16 protein-coding genes are annotated in these 16,326 nt (G+C 44.7%); 10 read left to right on the top strand and 6 right to left on the bottom strand.

What is annotated here, in order from left to right:
* A partial coding sequence (locus A3762_RS23295; protein WP_156493692.1) for a DUF2057 family protein occupies positions 1-278 on the top strand: 278 nt, incomplete at its 5' end.
* A gap of 3 nt (positions 279-281) precedes the next feature.
* On the opposite strand, the gene A3762_RS23290 is transcribed toward A3762_RS23295, so the two are convergent.
* Together A3762_RS23290 and A3762_RS23285 are read right to left on the bottom strand one after the other, a co-directional pair.
* Positions 282-1,805 carry a wax ester/triacylglycerol synthase domain-containing protein gene (locus A3762_RS23290; RefSeq protein WP_068757887.1) on the bottom strand — a complete coding sequence of 508 codons (1,524 nt, stop codon included), beginning with the start codon at positions 1,803-1,805 and terminating at the stop codon, positions 282-284.
* Positions 1,806-1,836: 31 nt separating this feature from the next.
* A complete protein-coding gene (locus A3762_RS23285) occupies positions 1,837-2,805 on the bottom strand; it encodes a polyprenyl synthetase family protein (protein WP_068757885.1) in 969 nt (322 codons plus the stop codon).
* 292 nt (positions 2,806-3,097) lie between these two features.
* On the opposite strand from A3762_RS23285, the gene rplU reads away from it, so the two are divergent.
* From rplU to proB, 4 genes are all read left to right on the top strand, one after another.
* Positions 3,098-3,409, top strand: coding sequence for a 50S ribosomal protein L21 (rplU, locus tag A3762_RS23280; protein WP_068458279.1), 312 nt, complete (start codon positions 3,098-3,100; stop codon positions 3,407-3,409).
* Between the two features lie 49 nt (positions 3,410-3,458).
* Entirely contained in the window at positions 3,459-3,719 is a 261-nt protein-coding gene (rpmA, locus tag A3762_RS23275) for a 50S ribosomal protein L27 (RefSeq protein ID WP_068478588.1), read from the top strand.
* Between the two features lie 115 nt (positions 3,720-3,834).
* Positions 3,835-5,031 (top strand): Obg family GTPase CgtA, encoded by a 1,197-nt coding sequence (cgtA, locus tag A3762_RS23270; protein WP_068757883.1) that lies wholly within the window; start codon positions 3,835-3,837, stop codon positions 5,029-5,031.
* A 9-nt stretch (positions 5,032-5,040) separates the two neighbouring features.
* Entirely contained in the window at positions 5,041-6,186 is a 1,146-nt protein-coding gene (proB, locus tag A3762_RS23265) for a glutamate 5-kinase (protein WP_231878908.1), read from the top strand.
* Between the two features lie 67 nt (positions 6,187-6,253).
* Here proB and rpsT read toward each other — a convergent pair whose 3' ends face one another.
* The 4 genes from rpsT to A3762_RS23245 form a co-directional block, all read right to left on the bottom strand.
* A complete protein-coding gene (gene rpsT, locus A3762_RS23260; protein ID WP_068474025.1) occupies positions 6,254-6,520 on the bottom strand; it encodes a 30S ribosomal protein S20 in 267 nt (88 codons plus the stop codon).
* Positions 6,521-6,735: 215 nt separating this feature from the next.
* Positions 6,736-7,944 (bottom strand): iron-containing alcohol dehydrogenase, encoded by a 1,209-nt coding sequence (locus A3762_RS23255; protein ID WP_068757881.1) that lies wholly within the window; start codon positions 7,942-7,944, stop codon positions 6,736-6,738.
* A gap of 385 nt (positions 7,945-8,329) precedes the next feature.
* A complete protein-coding gene (locus A3762_RS23250; RefSeq protein WP_068757877.1) occupies positions 8,330-9,250 on the bottom strand; it encodes a haloalkane dehalogenase in 921 nt (306 codons plus the stop codon).
* A gap of 90 nt (positions 9,251-9,340) precedes the next feature.
* The gene (locus A3762_RS23245; protein WP_068757875.1) at positions 9,341-9,661 is read right to left on the bottom strand and encodes a hypothetical protein; all 321 of its coding nucleotides are present in this window, start codon (positions 9,659-9,661) and stop codon (positions 9,341-9,343) included.
* A gap of 102 nt (positions 9,662-9,763) precedes the next feature.
* On the opposite strand from A3762_RS23245, the gene murJ reads away from it, so the two are divergent.
* From murJ to lspA, 5 genes are all read left to right on the top strand, one after another.
* Positions 9,764-11,332 carry a murein biosynthesis integral membrane protein MurJ gene (gene murJ, locus A3762_RS23240; protein WP_082869321.1) on the top strand — a complete coding sequence of 523 codons (1,569 nt, stop codon included), beginning with the start codon at positions 9,764-9,766 and terminating at the stop codon, positions 11,330-11,332.
* 174 nt (positions 11,333-11,506) lie between these two features.
* Positions 11,507-11,815 carry a hypothetical protein gene (locus A3762_RS23235; protein WP_068757874.1) on the top strand — a complete coding sequence of 103 codons (309 nt, stop codon included), beginning with the start codon at positions 11,507-11,509 and terminating at the stop codon, positions 11,813-11,815.
* Positions 11,816-11,933: 118 nt separating this feature from the next.
* Positions 11,934-12,908 (top strand): bifunctional riboflavin kinase/FAD synthetase, encoded by a 975-nt coding sequence (gene ribF / locus A3762_RS23230; RefSeq protein WP_068757873.1) that lies wholly within the window; start codon positions 11,934-11,936, stop codon positions 12,906-12,908.
* Complete coding sequence (gene ileS / locus A3762_RS23225) at positions 12,905-15,745, top strand: isoleucine--tRNA ligase (RefSeq protein WP_068757871.1); 2,841 nt, start codon at positions 12,905-12,907, stop codon at positions 15,743-15,745. The genes ribF and ileS overlap by 4 nt, the downstream gene beginning before the upstream one ends.
* A 34-nt stretch (positions 15,746-15,779) precedes the next feature.
* The gene (gene lspA, locus A3762_RS23220) at positions 15,780-16,283 is read left to right on the top strand and encodes a signal peptidase II (protein WP_068478572.1); all 504 of its coding nucleotides are present in this window, start codon (positions 15,780-15,782) and stop codon (positions 16,281-16,283) included.
* Positions 16,284-16,326 lie beyond the last annotated feature (43 nt).

Genomic DNA, 16,326 nt, shown 5'->3' with positions numbered 1-16,326 from the left:
CTAACGTTAGAGAAGCGCGTGACTTTGCGCTAGCCTTTGTAGCTTCTGTTGTTGATCAAAATGGCAATATCGTAGCGATGTCAGAGCCATATGATGCTGAGAAGCATAGTCCAGTGTCGGCAGCTGTTGTTGCGGATGCTCCTGCTAACGTAGCTGTGACCGCGACACCATCTGCGCCAATAGATCAGGGTTTACCGACTATTGATGCGCTTAAAGTGCTTTGGGATCAAGCATCAAGCGAAGAGAAAAAAGAATTTCTAAAATGGGCGTTTAAGTAAGTTTTATTCGCCTTGCTTCGAGCTTGTAGTGGATGAGAATAGTCCGCTTACAAGCTCACTTGCATCGTCAATAATGCCGCTTACAAATGACCGGCTCTCATCCTCTTTTTCTTCAAGTGCTGTATGTTTCAATTGATCTATACGTTCCAGCGCTTCTTCCAAGTAACGAGAAAATGGCTTCTCTCCGTTGAAGCGATCTGGACAATAGGTGCAGTTGATATTGTATTCGCCGTTATAACTGATGATGGTGATCGTTAAGCCAATTCCATCAAACAATGGGCTGCTGCATGACAAAGAAACTAGTTCGTTTTCTTCTAAATACAGAGGGAATTGTGGGCCTGGAATATTGATGATTGGGAGGTTGAACATCGGCTTAAACTTTTGAGCCAATAAAAATTCTGAGTATACGCGAGCAGAAAGTGAGGCCATATTGCTAGGTACAAGCTCGGTTAGTCTGTTCGCAGATATAGCGTCGTCATAATGATTGGAGCTTGTGGCCATCGAATGAATCTGGCGAATTCGACGAATAGGGTTTGATTCATGGGTGATTAACGAAAACAAACTAGCAGTGAGTTGTTTTCCAGATTTATACGTAAGGCTTGTTGAGCGCACTGAGATTGGAGAAAGTGCAATCAGCGGAGCCTTCGGAAGAGCGTTATTATCTTTTAGGTAGCTATGAAGTGCCTCAGCACAGACTCCAATAAGAATGTCGTTGGTCGTGACATTATTGAGCTCTTGTCGCAGTGTGCGAATAGAAGAGAAAGACAAGCGTAAGTTGTCGCTGACGCGCTTGCTTGAGACCTTCTTATTTAGCGGGGTGCTCGCTACGCTTAATAGTGCGGAGGGAAGATTTAAACGCTGCAGTTTTTCGTACAGAACGCTGTAAAACGCTGAAGATGCAGTATCTTTGAGCAAGTTTGCGATGCTCGATGGAATGGAAAGAGCTGTGTTATAGGCCGCCTCAATCAAAGATGCTGTTTCAGGTAGTTCAGTGGGCACCCATGGCTCTGGTGTTGTAAGCTTTTGAACATGCGGAGAGACATCTAATAGCTGGCTGAGAATGTCTTCACCCGTTGAATGGTCAAGTGCTGAGATGTGTGTAACGAGGATAAGCGCAAAGTGTTGCTTGGAGTATCCTGACTCGCTATCTAAACCGTCAACATAATAAACTTGCCACAAAGGTTGGTGGCGCTCGAGCGGTGTATTGAGTATTTTGGCGGATAGTTCTTCAAGGCTGCATGGGCTTTGAAGGGTGTTAAGTTGGATGTGGTGTACATGATTCTCCAAATCAAAATTTGGGTCGTCACACCAGATCGGAAATTCGTTGTTTAATGGCGCCTCAACAAGTTTCTGACGCAAGAAAATTTCATTACCAAGCTTGTTTGCGATAAGGGCTTTGATTCGCTCGAAGTTAAATTTCGAGCGAATACTCTTTTTCTTGAATATATAAGTGCCGCCAACTTGCAATGGTGCTCGGCTACTTTCCAAAAATAGAAACGAAGCATCAAGCTCGGATAAAGTTCGCATACATTTAAGCCTTGGTTATTTTAGTTTGTGCTTATTTATTTCTATTTACGCTAATTTCCGCTAAGTGAATGAGGCAATCACAATAGATATTGTTGCCTAATTGTTTGGCAGCCTTAATTGCGTCGTCTTTGCATCGCTCTGCAGCTTCTTGAGTATATGCGAGAGCGCCAGTGCTTTGAACAATGTTAATGACTTCTTCAATCATATTGCCATCGCCTTTGCGGATAGCTGTTCTGATTGTGGTGATTTGTTCTTCACTGCCGACTTGCATGGCTTGTATTAGCGGGAGTGTTGGTTTTCCTTCGGCTAGGTCATCACCAATGTTTTTTCCCATTTCTTGAGCGTCGCCAGTGTAATCAAGGATGTCATCGACGAGTTGAAATGCGAGTCCTAGTTTTAAACCGTATTCTTTTGCAGCATTGATTGTTTGTTCGTCGCAATCTGCCAACGTAGCGATGCCCCGCGAAGCCGCAATGAATAGCATTGCAGTTTTACTCTCGATAACGTCGTAATATTGTTGCTCAGAGATATTTGGGTTTTTTGCATTCATTAGCTGAAAGACTTCGCCTTCAGCGATAATGTTTGTTGTGTTGGCAAGAATGCCCATTAGCTCAACACTACCGATATCTACCATCATTTGAAAAGCGCGTGAATAAAGGAAGTCGCCAACCAACACGCTCGGGGCATTTCCCCAGTTTGCGTTCGCAGTGGCTTTGCCTCGACGCAATTCTGATGTATCGACCACGTCGTCGTGAAGTAAGGTTGCGGTATGCAAAAACTCAATGATTGTTGCGAGCTTTACCGCATTATCGTTGTTGTAGTTGAGTGCTTTTGCGGTCAAGAGCGTGATAAGTGGGCGCATGCGTTTGCCACCGCTCTCAATAATATATTGTGCGATTTTTTCAACTAAAGGAACGCGAGATGATAGTTGATCGAAAATCAGGGCGTTGACTGCGTCGAACTCTTGCTCAACGCTCTGGTAGATGTCTTTTAAGTGCATTTAATCGTTCAAATTTTTGTAGAGTTTTGCTGCTTATCTATCGATGCGGTGCAAATGCTATGGTTCGGTGTGTCGAGTGTCAAGATAAGTTCTTATTAGATTGGCTTCAGTGTTGCATTTGCTTTCTTGTTTTATTAAAATCACGCGCCCCTCAAATACGAGGTTGTTCTCTGTTATAGGGTTGCCGAAGAGCTTCCTTTAGAAACAGATGTGAAAAAGCCGCGCTTTAAGAAACAACGGCAGGGTAGATTCTGATCTATCAGTTGAGGGTTATTAAAATTGGAGAACATAAATGTACGCAGTTATCGTAAGCGGTGGTAAGCAGCACCGTGTTACAGAAGGCGAAGTACTTAAGCTAGAAAAAATTGAGCTTGAGACAGGCGCTAAAGTAGATTTTGATCGAGTATTGCTTGTAGCGAATGGCGACGATGTAAAAATTGGTGAGCCAAACGTGAAAGGCGCTAAAGTGACAGCAGAAATCGTTAGTCACGGCCGTCATGACAAAGTAAAAATCATGAAGTTCAAGCGTCGTAAGCATCACATGAAGCAAATGGGTCACCGTCAGTGGTACACTGAGGTGAAAATCACTGGTATTAAAGGCTAAGCTAAGCGTTTGCACCTAGTGCGAATCAGATAGCGAAAGGAGTAATCTAATGGCTCACAAGAAAGCGGGTGGTAGTACCCGGAACGGTCGCGATTCCGAGAGTAAACGCTTAGGCGTTAAGCGCTTCGGCGGCCAAGTTGTTTCAGCAGGTAGCATTATTGTTCGTCAGCGTGGCACACGTTTCCACGCTGGTACTAACGTTGGTTGTGGTAAAGACCACACTTTGTTTGCAACTGCAGACGGCGTTGTTCAGTTTGTTACAAAAGGCCCTCAAAACCGCAAGTACGTAGAAATCGTAGCAGCGGAATAAGCTTGGTCTTATCAAAAAAAGCTCCGCATTGCGGGGCTTTTTTTTTGCGTTTTTGTAGCGCATGAAAAACTAGCAGTTAAACTGAGTCAGTGGCTTGTAGATAGAGCGGAAAAATATGAAATTTGTAGATGAAGCAACGATATCTGTTGAGGCAGGAAAAGGTGGAAATGGGTGTTTAAGTTTTCGTCGCGAAAAGTATATCCCTAAGGGTGGTCCAGATGGTGGTGATGGCGGTGACGGCGGATCTGTGATTCTCGAGGCTGGGCAAGGTATTAATACGCTTATTGATTATCGCTATGTTCGACAATATCGAGCTCAGTCTGGTGAAGGTGGTAAAGGGCGAAATTGTACCGGCGCAAAAGGTGAAGACTTGGTATTAAGTGTGCCTGTCGGTACGAGTGTCTTTGATGTTGATACTGAGGAAGTGCTTGGCGATTTGACTGACATAGGTCAGCAGTTAGTTGTTGCGCAAGGTGGCTGGCATGGTTTGGGAAATACTCGCTTTAAATCAAGTACTAATCGCGCTCCTCGACAAACATCGCCGGGTAAGCCGGGTGAGAAGCGCAACCTCCGTCTTGAATTGAAAGTACTTGCTGATGTTGGTTTGTTGGGTCTGCCTAATGCAGGCAAATCTACATTGATTCGTTCGGTATCTGCCGCGAAGCCGAAGGTCGCGAACTATCCCTTTACAACGCTTGTTCCTAATTTGGGTGTCGTGCGTGTTGAGTCTCACCGAAGTTTTGTGATGGCCGATATACCAGGTTTGATTAAAGGTGCCTCGGAAGGTGCGGGTCTTGGTATACGTTTTCTGAAGCACTTAGTTCGTACCCGTTTGCTGCTTCATGTTGTCGACATGGCTCCATTTGATGGGAAAGAGCCTCTAGAGGCGATTAATGAGATCGTTGGTGAATTAGAGGGGTTTAGTCCGACCTTAGCCTCAAGAGAGCGTTGGTTGGTCTTGAATAAGCTCGATATGGTTCCAGAAGATGAGCGAGATCAGCGTTGTGATGAGTTGATAAAAGCGTTGAATTGGACTGGTCCAGTTTACAAAGCGTCAGCTTTGAATAATGAGGGCTTAGAGCCTCTAGTATGGGATATCATGCGTTGGATTGAAGAGCGAGCTGAGGCAGAGTCGAATGATGAAGAGTTGGCTCAGATGGAAGCTGGTCTGAAAGAGGCGATGCAGAAAGAAGCGCGTCAGCGTCTTGAGGAATATAAGGTCGCTCGAAAAGCGTCGCGTGCTAGCGAAGATGATGAAGATGACGACTTTGACGATGATGATTACGACGTTGAAGTTGAGTATGCGCCATAAGAGGTTGTCGTGCTAGATAGTAAGAGTATCGATGCGGCTCGTAGTAAGTTGCCTGCCGCAAAGCGAATAGTAGTTAAGATTGGTAGTGCGCTGTTAACGGACGATGGTCGAGGTCTCGATAGGGCGTCCATCAAAAAGTGGGTTGCTCAGATGGCGGCTTGTCGTCAGTCTGGAATCGAGCTTGTTTTGGTGTCCTCTGGTTCGGTGGCAGAGGGTATGGTGCGGCTTGGTTTGGATGCTAGACCTGAGCAACTTAATTTATTGCAGGCTGCTGCTGCGGTTGGTCAAACAGGGTTGGTCAATGCTTATGAGGAGTTCTTTCGCTCTCATGGATTAGCGACTGCGCAGATTCTACTGACTCATGAAGATTTGTCAGATCGTAAGCGTTATTTGAATGCTCGAAGCACGATCACAACCTTACTTGAAATGGGTGCGGTGCCTATCATCAATGAAAACGACACGGTTGTGACTGATGAAATTCGTTTTGGCGATAATGATACTTTAGGTGCTTTGGTTGCTAACTTAGTAGATGCTGACGGCCTGATTATCCTGACTGATCAGGATGGTATGTTTGATAAAGATCCTCGTGTTAATTCTGATGCTAAGCTCCTGAATGTTGTCCGTGCACAAGATAAGGCGCTTGATGCTATGGCGGGTGGGCGCTCTGGGGCTCTTGGTCGAGGTGGTATGGCAACCAAGTTGCGGGCTGCTAGATTAGCTGCGCGTTCAGGTGCATATACAGTTGTTGCTGGTGGGAAGATCGATGAAATCATCTCTCGCTTATTACAAGGTGAGCATCTGGGTACTGTGTTTGAGTCGAATACCGATCGGCAATTAGCGCGTAAACAATGGCTTGCAGGCCATTTGCAGACAAAGGGAAGTTTTACGCTTGATGATGGTGCGGTAAAGGCGCTTAGTGCTGGTGGCAATAGCTTGCTTGCTGTCGGTGTTGTTGAGCTTTCTGGTGATTTTAGGCGAGGCGAGATGGTGCGTTGTATTGATGTTGCTGGCAGAGAGGTAGCTCGGGGACTGAGTAATTATAGCGCGCAAGAGGCGGTGAGGATTTTGGGTAAAGCGAGTTCTGTAATTGTTTCAGAGTTAGGTTATTGCCATGAGCCAGAGCTTATTCATGCTGATAATTTAGTTCTAACTTAAGAGTAAGCAAATAATTTAGACATAAAAAAAACCGAGCAAAGCTCGGTTTTTTTATGTCTGCGTCGAATTAAGCTTTAAGCGCTTTAACTCGTGCGTTGAGACGGCTCTTGATACGAGCAGCTTTGTTTTTAGGGAACAAGTTCTTGTTCACCATGCCGTCGATAAGAGGTACAGCAGTTACATATGCTGCTTGGGCGTCATCGTAGTTGCCGCCAGCAATCTGTGCGTCAACTTTCTTGATGTAAGTGCGAACCATAGATCGTTGGCTTGCGTTGCGTTGGCGGCGTACTTCTTGTTGACGCGCGCGTTTCTTTGAAGATGGGGAGTTAGCCACCGTAATGCTCCTAAAATTTCGCGAAAATATTCAAACTAGCTGACTCAAAACTGCGAAATCGCTTACTTTTTGAGCCTACGTTAAAAAAGGACGCGAGACTATGCCGTTTTAATTACTTAATGTCAAGGCTTCAGTTGGCCTTGAATGTTAAGTGTTGTTGCCTTGTTGAAGAGGAAGGGCTTTGCCTCTCCCGTCAACTTATTAAGTGAACTTCTTTACGCCACCATTTTTCCAATTAATGCCTCGCAAGTGCCCTTATCCATATACTTTGGTACCGGGTAATTTGCATGTGCTTCTTCCAGAGCAAGCTTCGCAATGCGCGGGATGTCTTCTTTTTTAAGGCTATCAAGTGTCTCTGGGATTTCGAACGACTGCAACATGCTACGTACTCTAGCTATAAATTTATCAGCGAGTTGTTTGTTGCTTTCTCTGCCTGTTTTTAAAGCACTAGCTTTTGCAAGTTCAGCAAGCTGAGGAATGATGTCGCTTTTCGAATAGTCCAATATGTGTGGTAAGACGATCGAATTGGCGAGACCGTGAGGCGTTGAGTATAGAGCGCCAAAGTTATGCGCAATAGCGTGTACATAACCAACACCTGCTTTTGTAAATGCTAGTCCTGCATAATATGACGCCATGGCCATATTTTGGCGTGCCTCAAAGTTTTTTCCGTCATGTACTGATGTTTCTAAATTTTCCATGATGAGTTTGGTCGCTGCTAATGCGTAACCACGTGTCTCATCCGTAGCATTAGTGGAAATGAACGACTCGATTGCATGAGTTAAAGCATCCATACCTGTTGCCGCAGTGACAGCAGGCGGAAGGCCAAGCATTAATTTACCGTCTAATGCCGCCATGGCTGGTACAAGCTTTGGATCAATGATTGGCGATTTTTGATGTGTATCTGGATCTGAAACGACCGAAACAATTGTGACTTCAGAACCTGTGCCTGCGGTTGTTGGCACAACGAATAACGGTAAAGGTGCTTTTCGGATTTTAAATAGCCCAGCCATTTTTTCGAGAGACTTATCGTTTGTAGCTCTTGCAGCAATGGCTTTACTTGCATCAATAGGTGAGCCTCCACCAACAGCTAAAATCCCTTCGCATTTGTTTTTCTTGAGAATACTCAAGCCTTTTTCGACTTGATCATAAGTAGGGTCTGGAAGAATGCCGTCGTAAATAGTGACATTGATACCTTGTTCTTCTAGTTTTGCTTGAATTTTGTTGAGCAGTCCTATTTCTACAAGCACTTTGTCTGTGACAAGCAATAGCTTTTTGATGCCTAGGTGGTGAATGGCTTCACAAAGTTCTAGTGATGAGTCCGCGCCGGAAAAAAGAGTAGGCTTTGGCATTGGGATAACGGCGGCCGCCACTTTAAGAGCTTTGGTTAGGCCTTTGTAGTATTGAACTTTTACTGGAAATAGCATGGATTTACTCGTCTAAATGAAATAATACAAAACGCGTGATTATGCGTATCACTTAAAATTAGAGTATATGCTCTAATTTTAAGAATGGAAGAAAAGCCTGTTGATGAAACTTCTCTCACCTTGATCAATTCGGCAGATTTTGTGCGATATGGCTGGAGTGAAAGCGTTGTGGTAACTGTGTCACGGTTTTTGAAATAAAACGTTACACATTGCAAATTATTTGCAACATACAAATAGACGGTGGGGGCTTACAGTAAAAGCATACCGAATGTGTTGCGATTCAGGCCCGCAACGTGATCGGCCAAGTTTTTAGTGATTTCGTTTCCAAGCCCGCTTTTTAGCGGGCTTTTTTTTGCTTTGAAAAGAGTGTTGGTGATAGCAAATATTAGGCGCTGGCGCTCACGGAACTTTTAAGGTCGATATCTTCAAGCAGTTTATTTATCGCTGCAGCAAATTCTGCCCCAGCGTCTTCTTGTAAAAAGTGCCCGCCCTTGAGTGTAATGTGCTCTTGACCGTGAGCCCCCGGAATACGCTTCTGCATGTATCTATCGCCTCCGCGCGTAATTGGGTCGCCATTGCTGAATGTGGTTAGGAATGGTTTTTCCCATTTCTCGAGGACTTTCCAAGCTTCTTTATTTGCGCTAGATGCTGGATTATCAGGGGAGATTGGGACGAGTGCAGGAAAAGCTCTTGTTCCAGCTTTGTATTTTGAGCTAGGAAACGGCGCATCGTAAGCACGTATTTCATCAGGACTAAGCGTTTTAAAACAGCCAGTGTTTATGATTTTCGCGATGGGAAACCAGGGGCTGTTTAATGCAAATGCGCGCCAAATTTTAAATGCTTTTGGAACTGTCTCATCACCCGTGGGCAACATGCCGTTGCCAACTACGATGGCTTTAAATCTGTCTGAGTTCTCTGCGGCTAAGCGTAAGCCAAGTAGTGATCCCCAGTCTTGGCATACAAGAGTGATGTTGTTGAGCTCGAGTTGATCAATGAAATTAAGAAGCCAGTCAACATGTGTTTTGTAGCTATAGTCGTTTTTATTGGTTGGTTTATCTGATTTTCCGAAGCCAATGAGATCTGGCGCAATCACTCTATGTCCAGCAGCTGCGCAAATAGGAATCATGTGTCGATATAAATACGACCATGTTGGTTCGCCATGGAGCATGAGAACGGGGTCTGCATTTTTAGAACCTTCGTCAACATAGTGCATCCGCAAGCCATCAATATCTTTATAGTTGGGCTTGAAAGGGTAATTAGATAGGCGAGCAAAGCGAGAGTCTGGCGTGCGAATGAATGGAATCATGTATAGCCTCTATATGTTTTTATTTTTGATCTCGGTAAGGCTAGCGGGATGATCAAAAAAACACCAGAGGCAAAAGATTTCGAGATGCGCTTAGTCTTTTAGATCTAGATATCCACGCTGAATCGATGTTTCAAATGCTTTAGAACCCTCCGCCAACTCCTCAAAGCGTAAACGGTGAGCACGAAGTTTTTGCATTTCTTCGTTGCTAGGGAAATTCTCAGTTCCCTCATACTGCTTACATAGCGTGTATAGATGCTCTAAATATTCTGCTCGACTGCGTGCTACTAGTTCGACAATAGGCTGGAGATCGCTGATGCAAAGCTCATCAATTTTAGGGTTGATTTGCTCCTTGTTTGTCGTTTTTAAAAGCTGCTCAAATTGCATAAGTAAGCGATTAATGCTCTTGTCCATAATTCACCTCAGTTCTTCTTTATTCTCTAAGCATAGTGAAAGTCTCGCGATAGTCGAGTAGCATGGCGAGCATATTAATTGTTCAGAAAAATAAGACCTTGTATGGATTCCGAGGCAAGCCAAAGTCCCGCTAAAAAAAATTTATTTCGTTCTTCCGCAATTGTTGGATTGATGACAATGGTGTCTCGGTTTCTAGGCTTAGCGAGAGACGTTGTTGTCGCTAATTTCTTTGGTGCCAGTGCCGGCGCAGATGCATTTTTTGTTGCTTTCAAAATCCCTAACTTTTTTCGACGCTTATTTGCCGAGGGAGCATTTTCGCAAGCCTTTATTCCCGTATTGGCAGATTACAAAGAAGGGCAGGATCGAGATGTGGTCAGAACATTACTGGGTTCTGTTTTAGGTGTGCTCGGCGCAGTTCTATTTGTATTTAGTTTATTAGCTGTGCTCGGTGCTCCCTGGGTGACAGCACTGTTTGCTCCTGGCTTTTTGGATGAGCCTGCTAAGTACGAGCTTGCTAGCACTATGCTACAAATTACGTTCCCTTATCTTTTCTTGATATCGCTGACTGCGTTTGCCGGCGCGGTCTTAAATAGTTATGGAAACTTTGCTGTTCCAGCGTTTACACCAGTACTGCTGAATTTGAGTTTGATTGCATCGGCGGTTTTTTTAACCCCTTTATTTGCTCAGCCGGTTATTGCGCTTGCGTGGGGTGTTTTTATCGCTGGTGTATTGCAGCTGTTTTTTCAATTGCCGTTTTTACTGCGATTGGGTTTGCTACCTAGGCCAATATTAGATTATCGGCATGAGGGCGTACGCAAAATCGGTGCATTAATGTTGCCAGCAATGTTTGGGGTTTCGGTGAGCCAGATTAATTTATTGCTCGATACAATTCTCGCATCCTTGCTGCAAACAGGAAGCGTGTCTTGGCTGTATTACTCGGATAGATTGGTTGAGCTGCCGCTTGGAGTCTTTGGTATTGCGATTGCGACGGTGATTTTGCCGGCGCTTTCAGCAAATAATGCCGCAAAGTCGGAAGAGGCTTTTTCAGCCACTATCGATTGGGCTTTGAAAATGGTTCTTTTAATTGGCTTGCCTGCAGCACTTGCTTTAATCGTTTTGGCAGAACCATTAATCGCCGTGTTGTTTCATTATGGAGCTTTGAACGATACTGATGTGCTGCAGTCTGCTCACAGTTTGCGAGCATATGCTTTAGGCTTGTTGGCGTTCATGTTCGTCAAAGTCCTAGCGCCGGGTTTTTTCGCGCGAAAGGATATGCGTACACCGGTCAAAATTGGCATTTATGCCATGATCGCCAACATGGTATTTAATCTCGCGCTTATCTGGCCTTTACAGCACGCAGGGCTTGCGCTGGCTACTGCAATGTCGGCTTGGTTAAATGCAATTTGTTTATTGGTGGTTTTGAAGCGCCAAGGCGTTTACAAGTCAGGTAATGGCTGGTTTGTATTTGTAATACGTTTGCTGGGTGCTGTTGTCGCTATGGTGTTAGTGGTTTCATATTTGAATTCACCAACTCAAGAATGGTTGGTTTGGGATGTTTGGCAGCGTATCTCGACGATTGGTTTGCTTGTCATCTGTGGAATCTTTAGTTACTTCATTGTTTTGCTTTGCTTGGGTTTAAACTTGAAAAATATGCTTAAGCAAAAGGTGTAGTGATACCTAGTGAACTGTACGCTGTTCTCTTAGTTTGTTAATTCATTAAACAAAGCTGTGATCTAAGTCGAAAAACCTAGTGGTGTTGTCTTTATTTTGTTCAGTTAACAGGATTTAATAAGCGATAACTTAAGTTTACACAGTGTTTTGGCAAGAGAATTTCGCGGAGATCTCATGAAACTTTTTATATCAGCGTTCACAGCTTTTGTGCTCATTTTTGTATCTGCTGCTTCGTATGCCAATGATGATGAGTTTAAGCCTGCCTACCAGAATATCGATTCTTATGATTTAGATGACTCCGATAAATTATTTGTTCGTCACAAGGGGCGTAACTACTACACATCAGGCAAAGATGCTGGTGATAACACTATTCGAGTGAATGAGAATAATGAAGAGTCGACTGATGAGACGGTCGGTATTTTAACGTTTTTGATTGCTCCAGCGGCGATTGTTTACATGAACTTGACCGGGTGGTGGGAATAAAACATCGCTTGACGAATAAAATTTTCCTTTCTTTCACCTAAACCATGGGCGCTTGATTGAATAAGTGCCTCCTCAACATTTATAATCCCCAGCTATTTTTTGCAGTGATGTAGGGCAAATGAAGCTCCTTCGAGGCTTATACAACAACCCTCTTCCAGAGGAAGGGTGTGTCGCAACGATTGGAAATTTCGATGGTGTTCATCTGGGGCACCAAGAAATTGTACGTCGTGTTGTTGAGCGGGCTAGTGATCTTAATCTCCCCTCGGTTGTCGTCGTGTTCGAACCTCAACCGCAAGAGTATTTTAAAGGCGAGCAGGCACCCGCGCGTTTAATGCGATTTCGTGACAAGTACGAATGTCTGCAAAATTACGGCTTAGATTATATTTGCGTACTTCAATTTAATGAGAAGTTTCGTGCCCTCACTGCCAAAGCATTTATTGATCAAGTTTTGGTGAATCACTTAAAAGTGAAACACTTGGTCGTTGGAGATGACTTTCGTTTTGGCGGAGATCGCCAAGGTGATTTTCAAGCCTTGTTAAATGCTGGTGAGGAATTTGGCTTTACGGTTGAAAATTCCGATACCTACAAAGTTGAGGGTACAGAGAGCCAAGCTCGCGTTAGCTCTACATTGGTCCGCGTTAAGTTAGCAGACGGTGAGTTTGATACGGTTGAAAGATTGCTCGGTCGTCCTTATACCTTGTCGGGACGCGTGATGTGTGGGCAACAACTTGGCAGAACGATTGGCTTTCCCACGGCCAACATTGCATTGCGTCGAAAGAGCAACCCACTGAAGGGTGTGTTTGCATTACAAGTCGATGTAATGAGCGGTGATCATGCCGGTTCATATTACGGCGTGGCTAATTTGGGTAAGAAACCTAGTGTTGGTGAATTTGACGCCAATTTAGAAATACATATTTTTGACTTCTCTGGCGATATATATGGTCAAAGAGTACAGGTAGAGTTCCTGAAAAAAATTCGCAATGAGCAGAAGTTTGAGAGCCTTCAAGCACTGCAAGAACAAATAGAACGCGATAACGTCGCTGCGAGAGAGTTCGTAGCACAACTTAATGAGAGTGAAGCGAAAAGACTATGAGTGATTATAAGCACACCTTGAATTTGCCGGATACCGAATTTCCGATGCGCGGCAACCTCGCTCAGCGTGAGCCAGGTATGTTGAAGCAATGGCAAGATCAGGATCTTTATCAAAAGATTCGCGATGCGCGCCAAGGTGCTGAAAAGTTTATTTTGCATGATGGCCCTCCATACGCGAACGGCAACATCCACATTGGTCACTCTGTTAATAAAATTCTTAAAGATATTATCGTGAAATCGAAAACCATGAGTGGTTTCGATGCGCCATATATCCCGGGTTGGGACTGCCACGGTTTGCCAATCGAACACAATGTTGAAAAGAAAATTGGTAAAGCAGGCGTTAAGGTTGAGTTCTCGGCGTTCCGTAAAGCGTGTCGTGAATATGCAGCGAAGCAAGTAGCTGGTCAGAAAGAAGACTTCATTCGTTTAGGTGTTTTTGGTGATTGGGATAAGCCTTATCTCACCATGGACTTCAAGTTCGAAGCCGACATTATTCGTGCATTAGGCAAGATCATTGATAACGGCCACTTAGTAAAAGGCTTTAAGCCAGTTTACTGGAGTGTGGTGGGTGGTTCTGCGTTGGCTGAAGCTGAAGTTGAATATCAAGACAAAGAAAGTACAGCTATTGATGCCCGTTACGATGTTGTCGATCGAGCGTCTGTGTTTGGTAAATTTGGTGCCGCCGATAATGGCCAAAATCTTTCTATCGTAATTTGGACAACAACGGCTTGGACGCTTCCGTCTAGCCAAGCGGTTTCTTTGAATCCTGATCTTGATTATTCCTTAGTGAAAGTCGATCTAGGATTGGGCGAAGAACTTGTGGTTCTTGCGCAAGCACTCGTTGATGACGCTATGGAGCGTTATGGTGCTGAAAACTTTGAAGTCGTTGGCTCGGCGAAAGGTTCTGATCTTGAAGGTGAGTTGTTGGTTCATCCTTTTTACCGCGACAAGCAGCTTCCTGTACTAGTTGGTGATCACGTAACAACAGATGCCGGTACGGGTGCAGTACATACAGCACCTGACCATGGTGTTGATGACTTCAATGTTGGCAATAAGTACGGCTTAAAAACACTTAACTATGTCGACGATAACGGTGTTTATCGCGATATCGTTCCGATGTTTGCAGGTCAGCACGTTTATAAAGCCGACGGTCCGGTTCTTGAAGCGTTAACTAACGAAGGCAAGTTAGTTCTTAGCAAAAAGTTCTCGCACAGCTACCCGCATTGCTGGCGTACAAAAACGCCACTAATCTTCCGTGCAACGCCTCAGTGGTTTGTGAGCATGACGGAAAATGGCTTGAAAGATAAAGCGCTAGAAGCTGTGAAAGGCGTTAAATGGGTGCCATCTTGGGGTCAAAATCGTATTGAAGCGATGCTTGAGCAAAGCCCTGATTGGTGTATCTCACGTCAGCGTACTTGGGGTGTTCCGATTGCCTTGTTCGTGCACAAAGAAACTCAAGAACTTCATCCAAAAACGTCAGAGCTGATTGAACAAGTGGCTCAGCGTGTCGAAGGCACTGGCATGGATGCATGGTTCGATTTAGATGCTTCAGAGCTACTTGGCGATGATGCAGACAACTGGAACAAAGTAACCGATACCTTAGATGTATGGTTCGACTCTGGTGTGACACATGCAGCGGTACTTGAACAGCGCGCAGAGCTTGGTCAATACCCGGCAGATCTTTACTTAGAAGGTTCGGATCAGCACCGTGGTTGGTTCCAGTCATCTTTGAAAACTGGTATTGCGATCAAGGGTGAAGCGCCATACAAGCAAGTGCTTACACATGGCTTTACCGTGGATGGTGAAGGCCGCAAGATGTCTAAGTCCATTGGTAACGTGGTTTCGCCGCAAGAAGTGATGAACAAGCTTGGTGCAGATATCCTACGTTTGTGGGTTGCTGCGACGGACTACAGCGGTGACATGACGGTATCGGATGAAATCCTCAAGCGTACAGCAGATTCATATCGCCGTATTCGTAATACCGCGCGATTCTTGTTAAGTAATATCAATGGTTTTGATCCAAAAGCGGACTTAGTACCGAATGATCAAATGATTGCACTAGATCGTTGGGCTGTAGATCAGGCACTTAAACTGCAAGCAGAGCTTCAAGAAGCGTATGACAACTACAACTTCTTAGGCGTGTTCCAGAAGTTGGTTCAGTTCTGTGTTGGTGAGTTGGGTGGTTTCTACTTAGATATCATCAAAGACCGTCAGTACACCACGCAAGCGAATAGCTTGGCTCGTCGTTCTTGTCAGACTGCGATGTATCATATTCTAGAAGCAATGACGCGCTGGATGGCGCCAATCTTGAGCTTCACGTCTGATGAGATCTGGGCTGTTATGCCGCAGCCAGTATCAGGCGAGCGAGAAGAGAGCGTATTCTTGGCTGAGTGGTATACCGACTTAGTCGCACTTTCAGATGATGAGCCGCAAAGTCGTGACTTCTGGAATAAAGTGATGGCGGCAAAAGAAGCTGTTAATAAGTGTATCGAAGAAGAGCGTAATGCCGGCAATGTAAAAGGCTCACTAACGACTGTAGTTAGTTTGTACTGTGAAGGTGATTTGGCTGACACCTTGAGCACCTTAGGCGAAGAGTTGCGTTTCGTATTGATTACCTCTGGCGCACGCGTGCTTGGCTTGAGTGATGATGGCCATGCCGATGCGAAGCCTTCTGACTTAGAAGGTTTGCTTGTGAAGGTTCAACCTAGCTCTGATGTGAAGTGTGATCGTTGCTGGCACCACCGTCCGGAAGTCGGCACGATTGAAGCGCACAAGGATCTGTGTCAGCGCTGTGTTGATAATATCGATGGCGAAGGTGAATCGCGTCAGTATGCTTAATCAATAGCAATTAAATAGAGCAGGGTTACTAAGTATGTTGAAGTATTTGTGGTTGTCGTTGAGTGTTGTGGTGTTAGATCTTTACACCAAATACTTAGCGAGCACGCAGTTGGAATATGCGATTCCTGTGCCCGTGATGCCGCACTTCAACTTTACTCTGCTCCACAACACTGGAGCGGCGTTTAGTTTTCTCGCGAATGAAGGTGGCTGGCAACGTTGGTTCTTTATTGTCTTAGCTCTGGGCGTCAGTATCGCGCTTGTTCGTTGGGTTTACACGCTCAAAAATGACCGTTGGTTAGCGATTGCTTTATGTCTCGTTTTAGGTGGGGCACTAGGTAACCTGTATGACCGGATAATGCTGGGATATGTTGTCGATTTCCTTCATTTTTACTGGAACGATTATCACTTTCCAGCCTTCAACATTGCAGATAGTGCTATCTCGGTTGGTGCCGCAATGTTGGTATTAGATATGTTCCGTAGCAAGGACGAAGACGGTAACCCAAAACCAAAGAGTCGTTCTGAGTCTCGGGCAATATAGTCTCGAGTCATATACTAGAGAGCGATTTCGTTTCTGTTTAACG

The organism is Oleiphilus sp. HI0125, assembly GCF_001635355.1.
Note: the sequence above shows the minus strand (reverse complement) of the source record. Positions and strands in the feature narration are given on the sequence as shown.

Excerpts from the sequence above, each read along its gene's own strand:
- A3762_RS23255 (WP_068757881.1), bottom strand. The coding sequence starts at position 7,944 with ATGCTATTTCCAGTAAAAGTTCAATACTACAAAGGCCTAACCAAAGCT.
- cgtA (WP_068757883.1), top strand. The coding sequence starts at position 3,835 with ATGAAATTTGTAGATGAAGCAACGATATCTGTTGAGGCAGGAAAAGGT.
- lspA (WP_068478572.1), top strand. The coding sequence starts at position 15,780 with ATGTTGAAGTATTTGTGGTTGTCGTTGAGTGTTGTGGTGTTAGATCTT.
- murJ (WP_082869321.1), top strand. The coding sequence starts at position 9,764 with ATGGATTCCGAGGCAAGCCAAAGTCCCGCTAAAAAAAATTTATTTCGT.
- ileS (WP_068757871.1), top strand. The coding sequence starts at position 12,905 with ATGAGTGATTATAAGCACACCTTGAATTTGCCGGATACCGAATTTCCG.
- ribF (WP_068757873.1), top strand. The coding sequence starts at position 11,934 with ATGAAGCTCCTTCGAGGCTTATACAACAACCCTCTTCCAGAGGAAGGG.
- A3762_RS23235 (WP_068757874.1), top strand. The coding sequence starts at position 11,507 with ATGAAACTTTTTATATCAGCGTTCACAGCTTTTGTGCTCATTTTTGTA.
- A3762_RS23285 (WP_068757885.1), bottom strand. The coding sequence starts at position 2,805 with ATGCACTTAAAAGACATCTACCAGAGCGTTGAGCAAGAGTTCGACGCA.
- A3762_RS23290 (WP_068757887.1), bottom strand. The coding sequence starts at position 1,805 with ATGCGAACTTTATCCGAGCTTGATGCTTCGTTTCTATTTTTGGAAAGT.
- rpmA (WP_068478588.1), top strand. The coding sequence starts at position 3,459 with ATGGCTCACAAGAAAGCGGGTGGTAGTACCCGGAACGGTCGCGATTCC.
- rplU (WP_068458279.1), top strand. The coding sequence starts at position 3,098 with ATGTACGCAGTTATCGTAAGCGGTGGTAAGCAGCACCGTGTTACAGAA.
- A3762_RS23245 (WP_068757875.1), bottom strand. The coding sequence starts at position 9,661 with ATGGACAAGAGCATTAATCGCTTACTTATGCAATTTGAGCAGCTTTTA.
- A3762_RS23250 (WP_068757877.1), bottom strand. The coding sequence starts at position 9,250 with ATGATTCCATTCATTCGCACGCCAGACTCTCGCTTTGCTCGCCTATCT.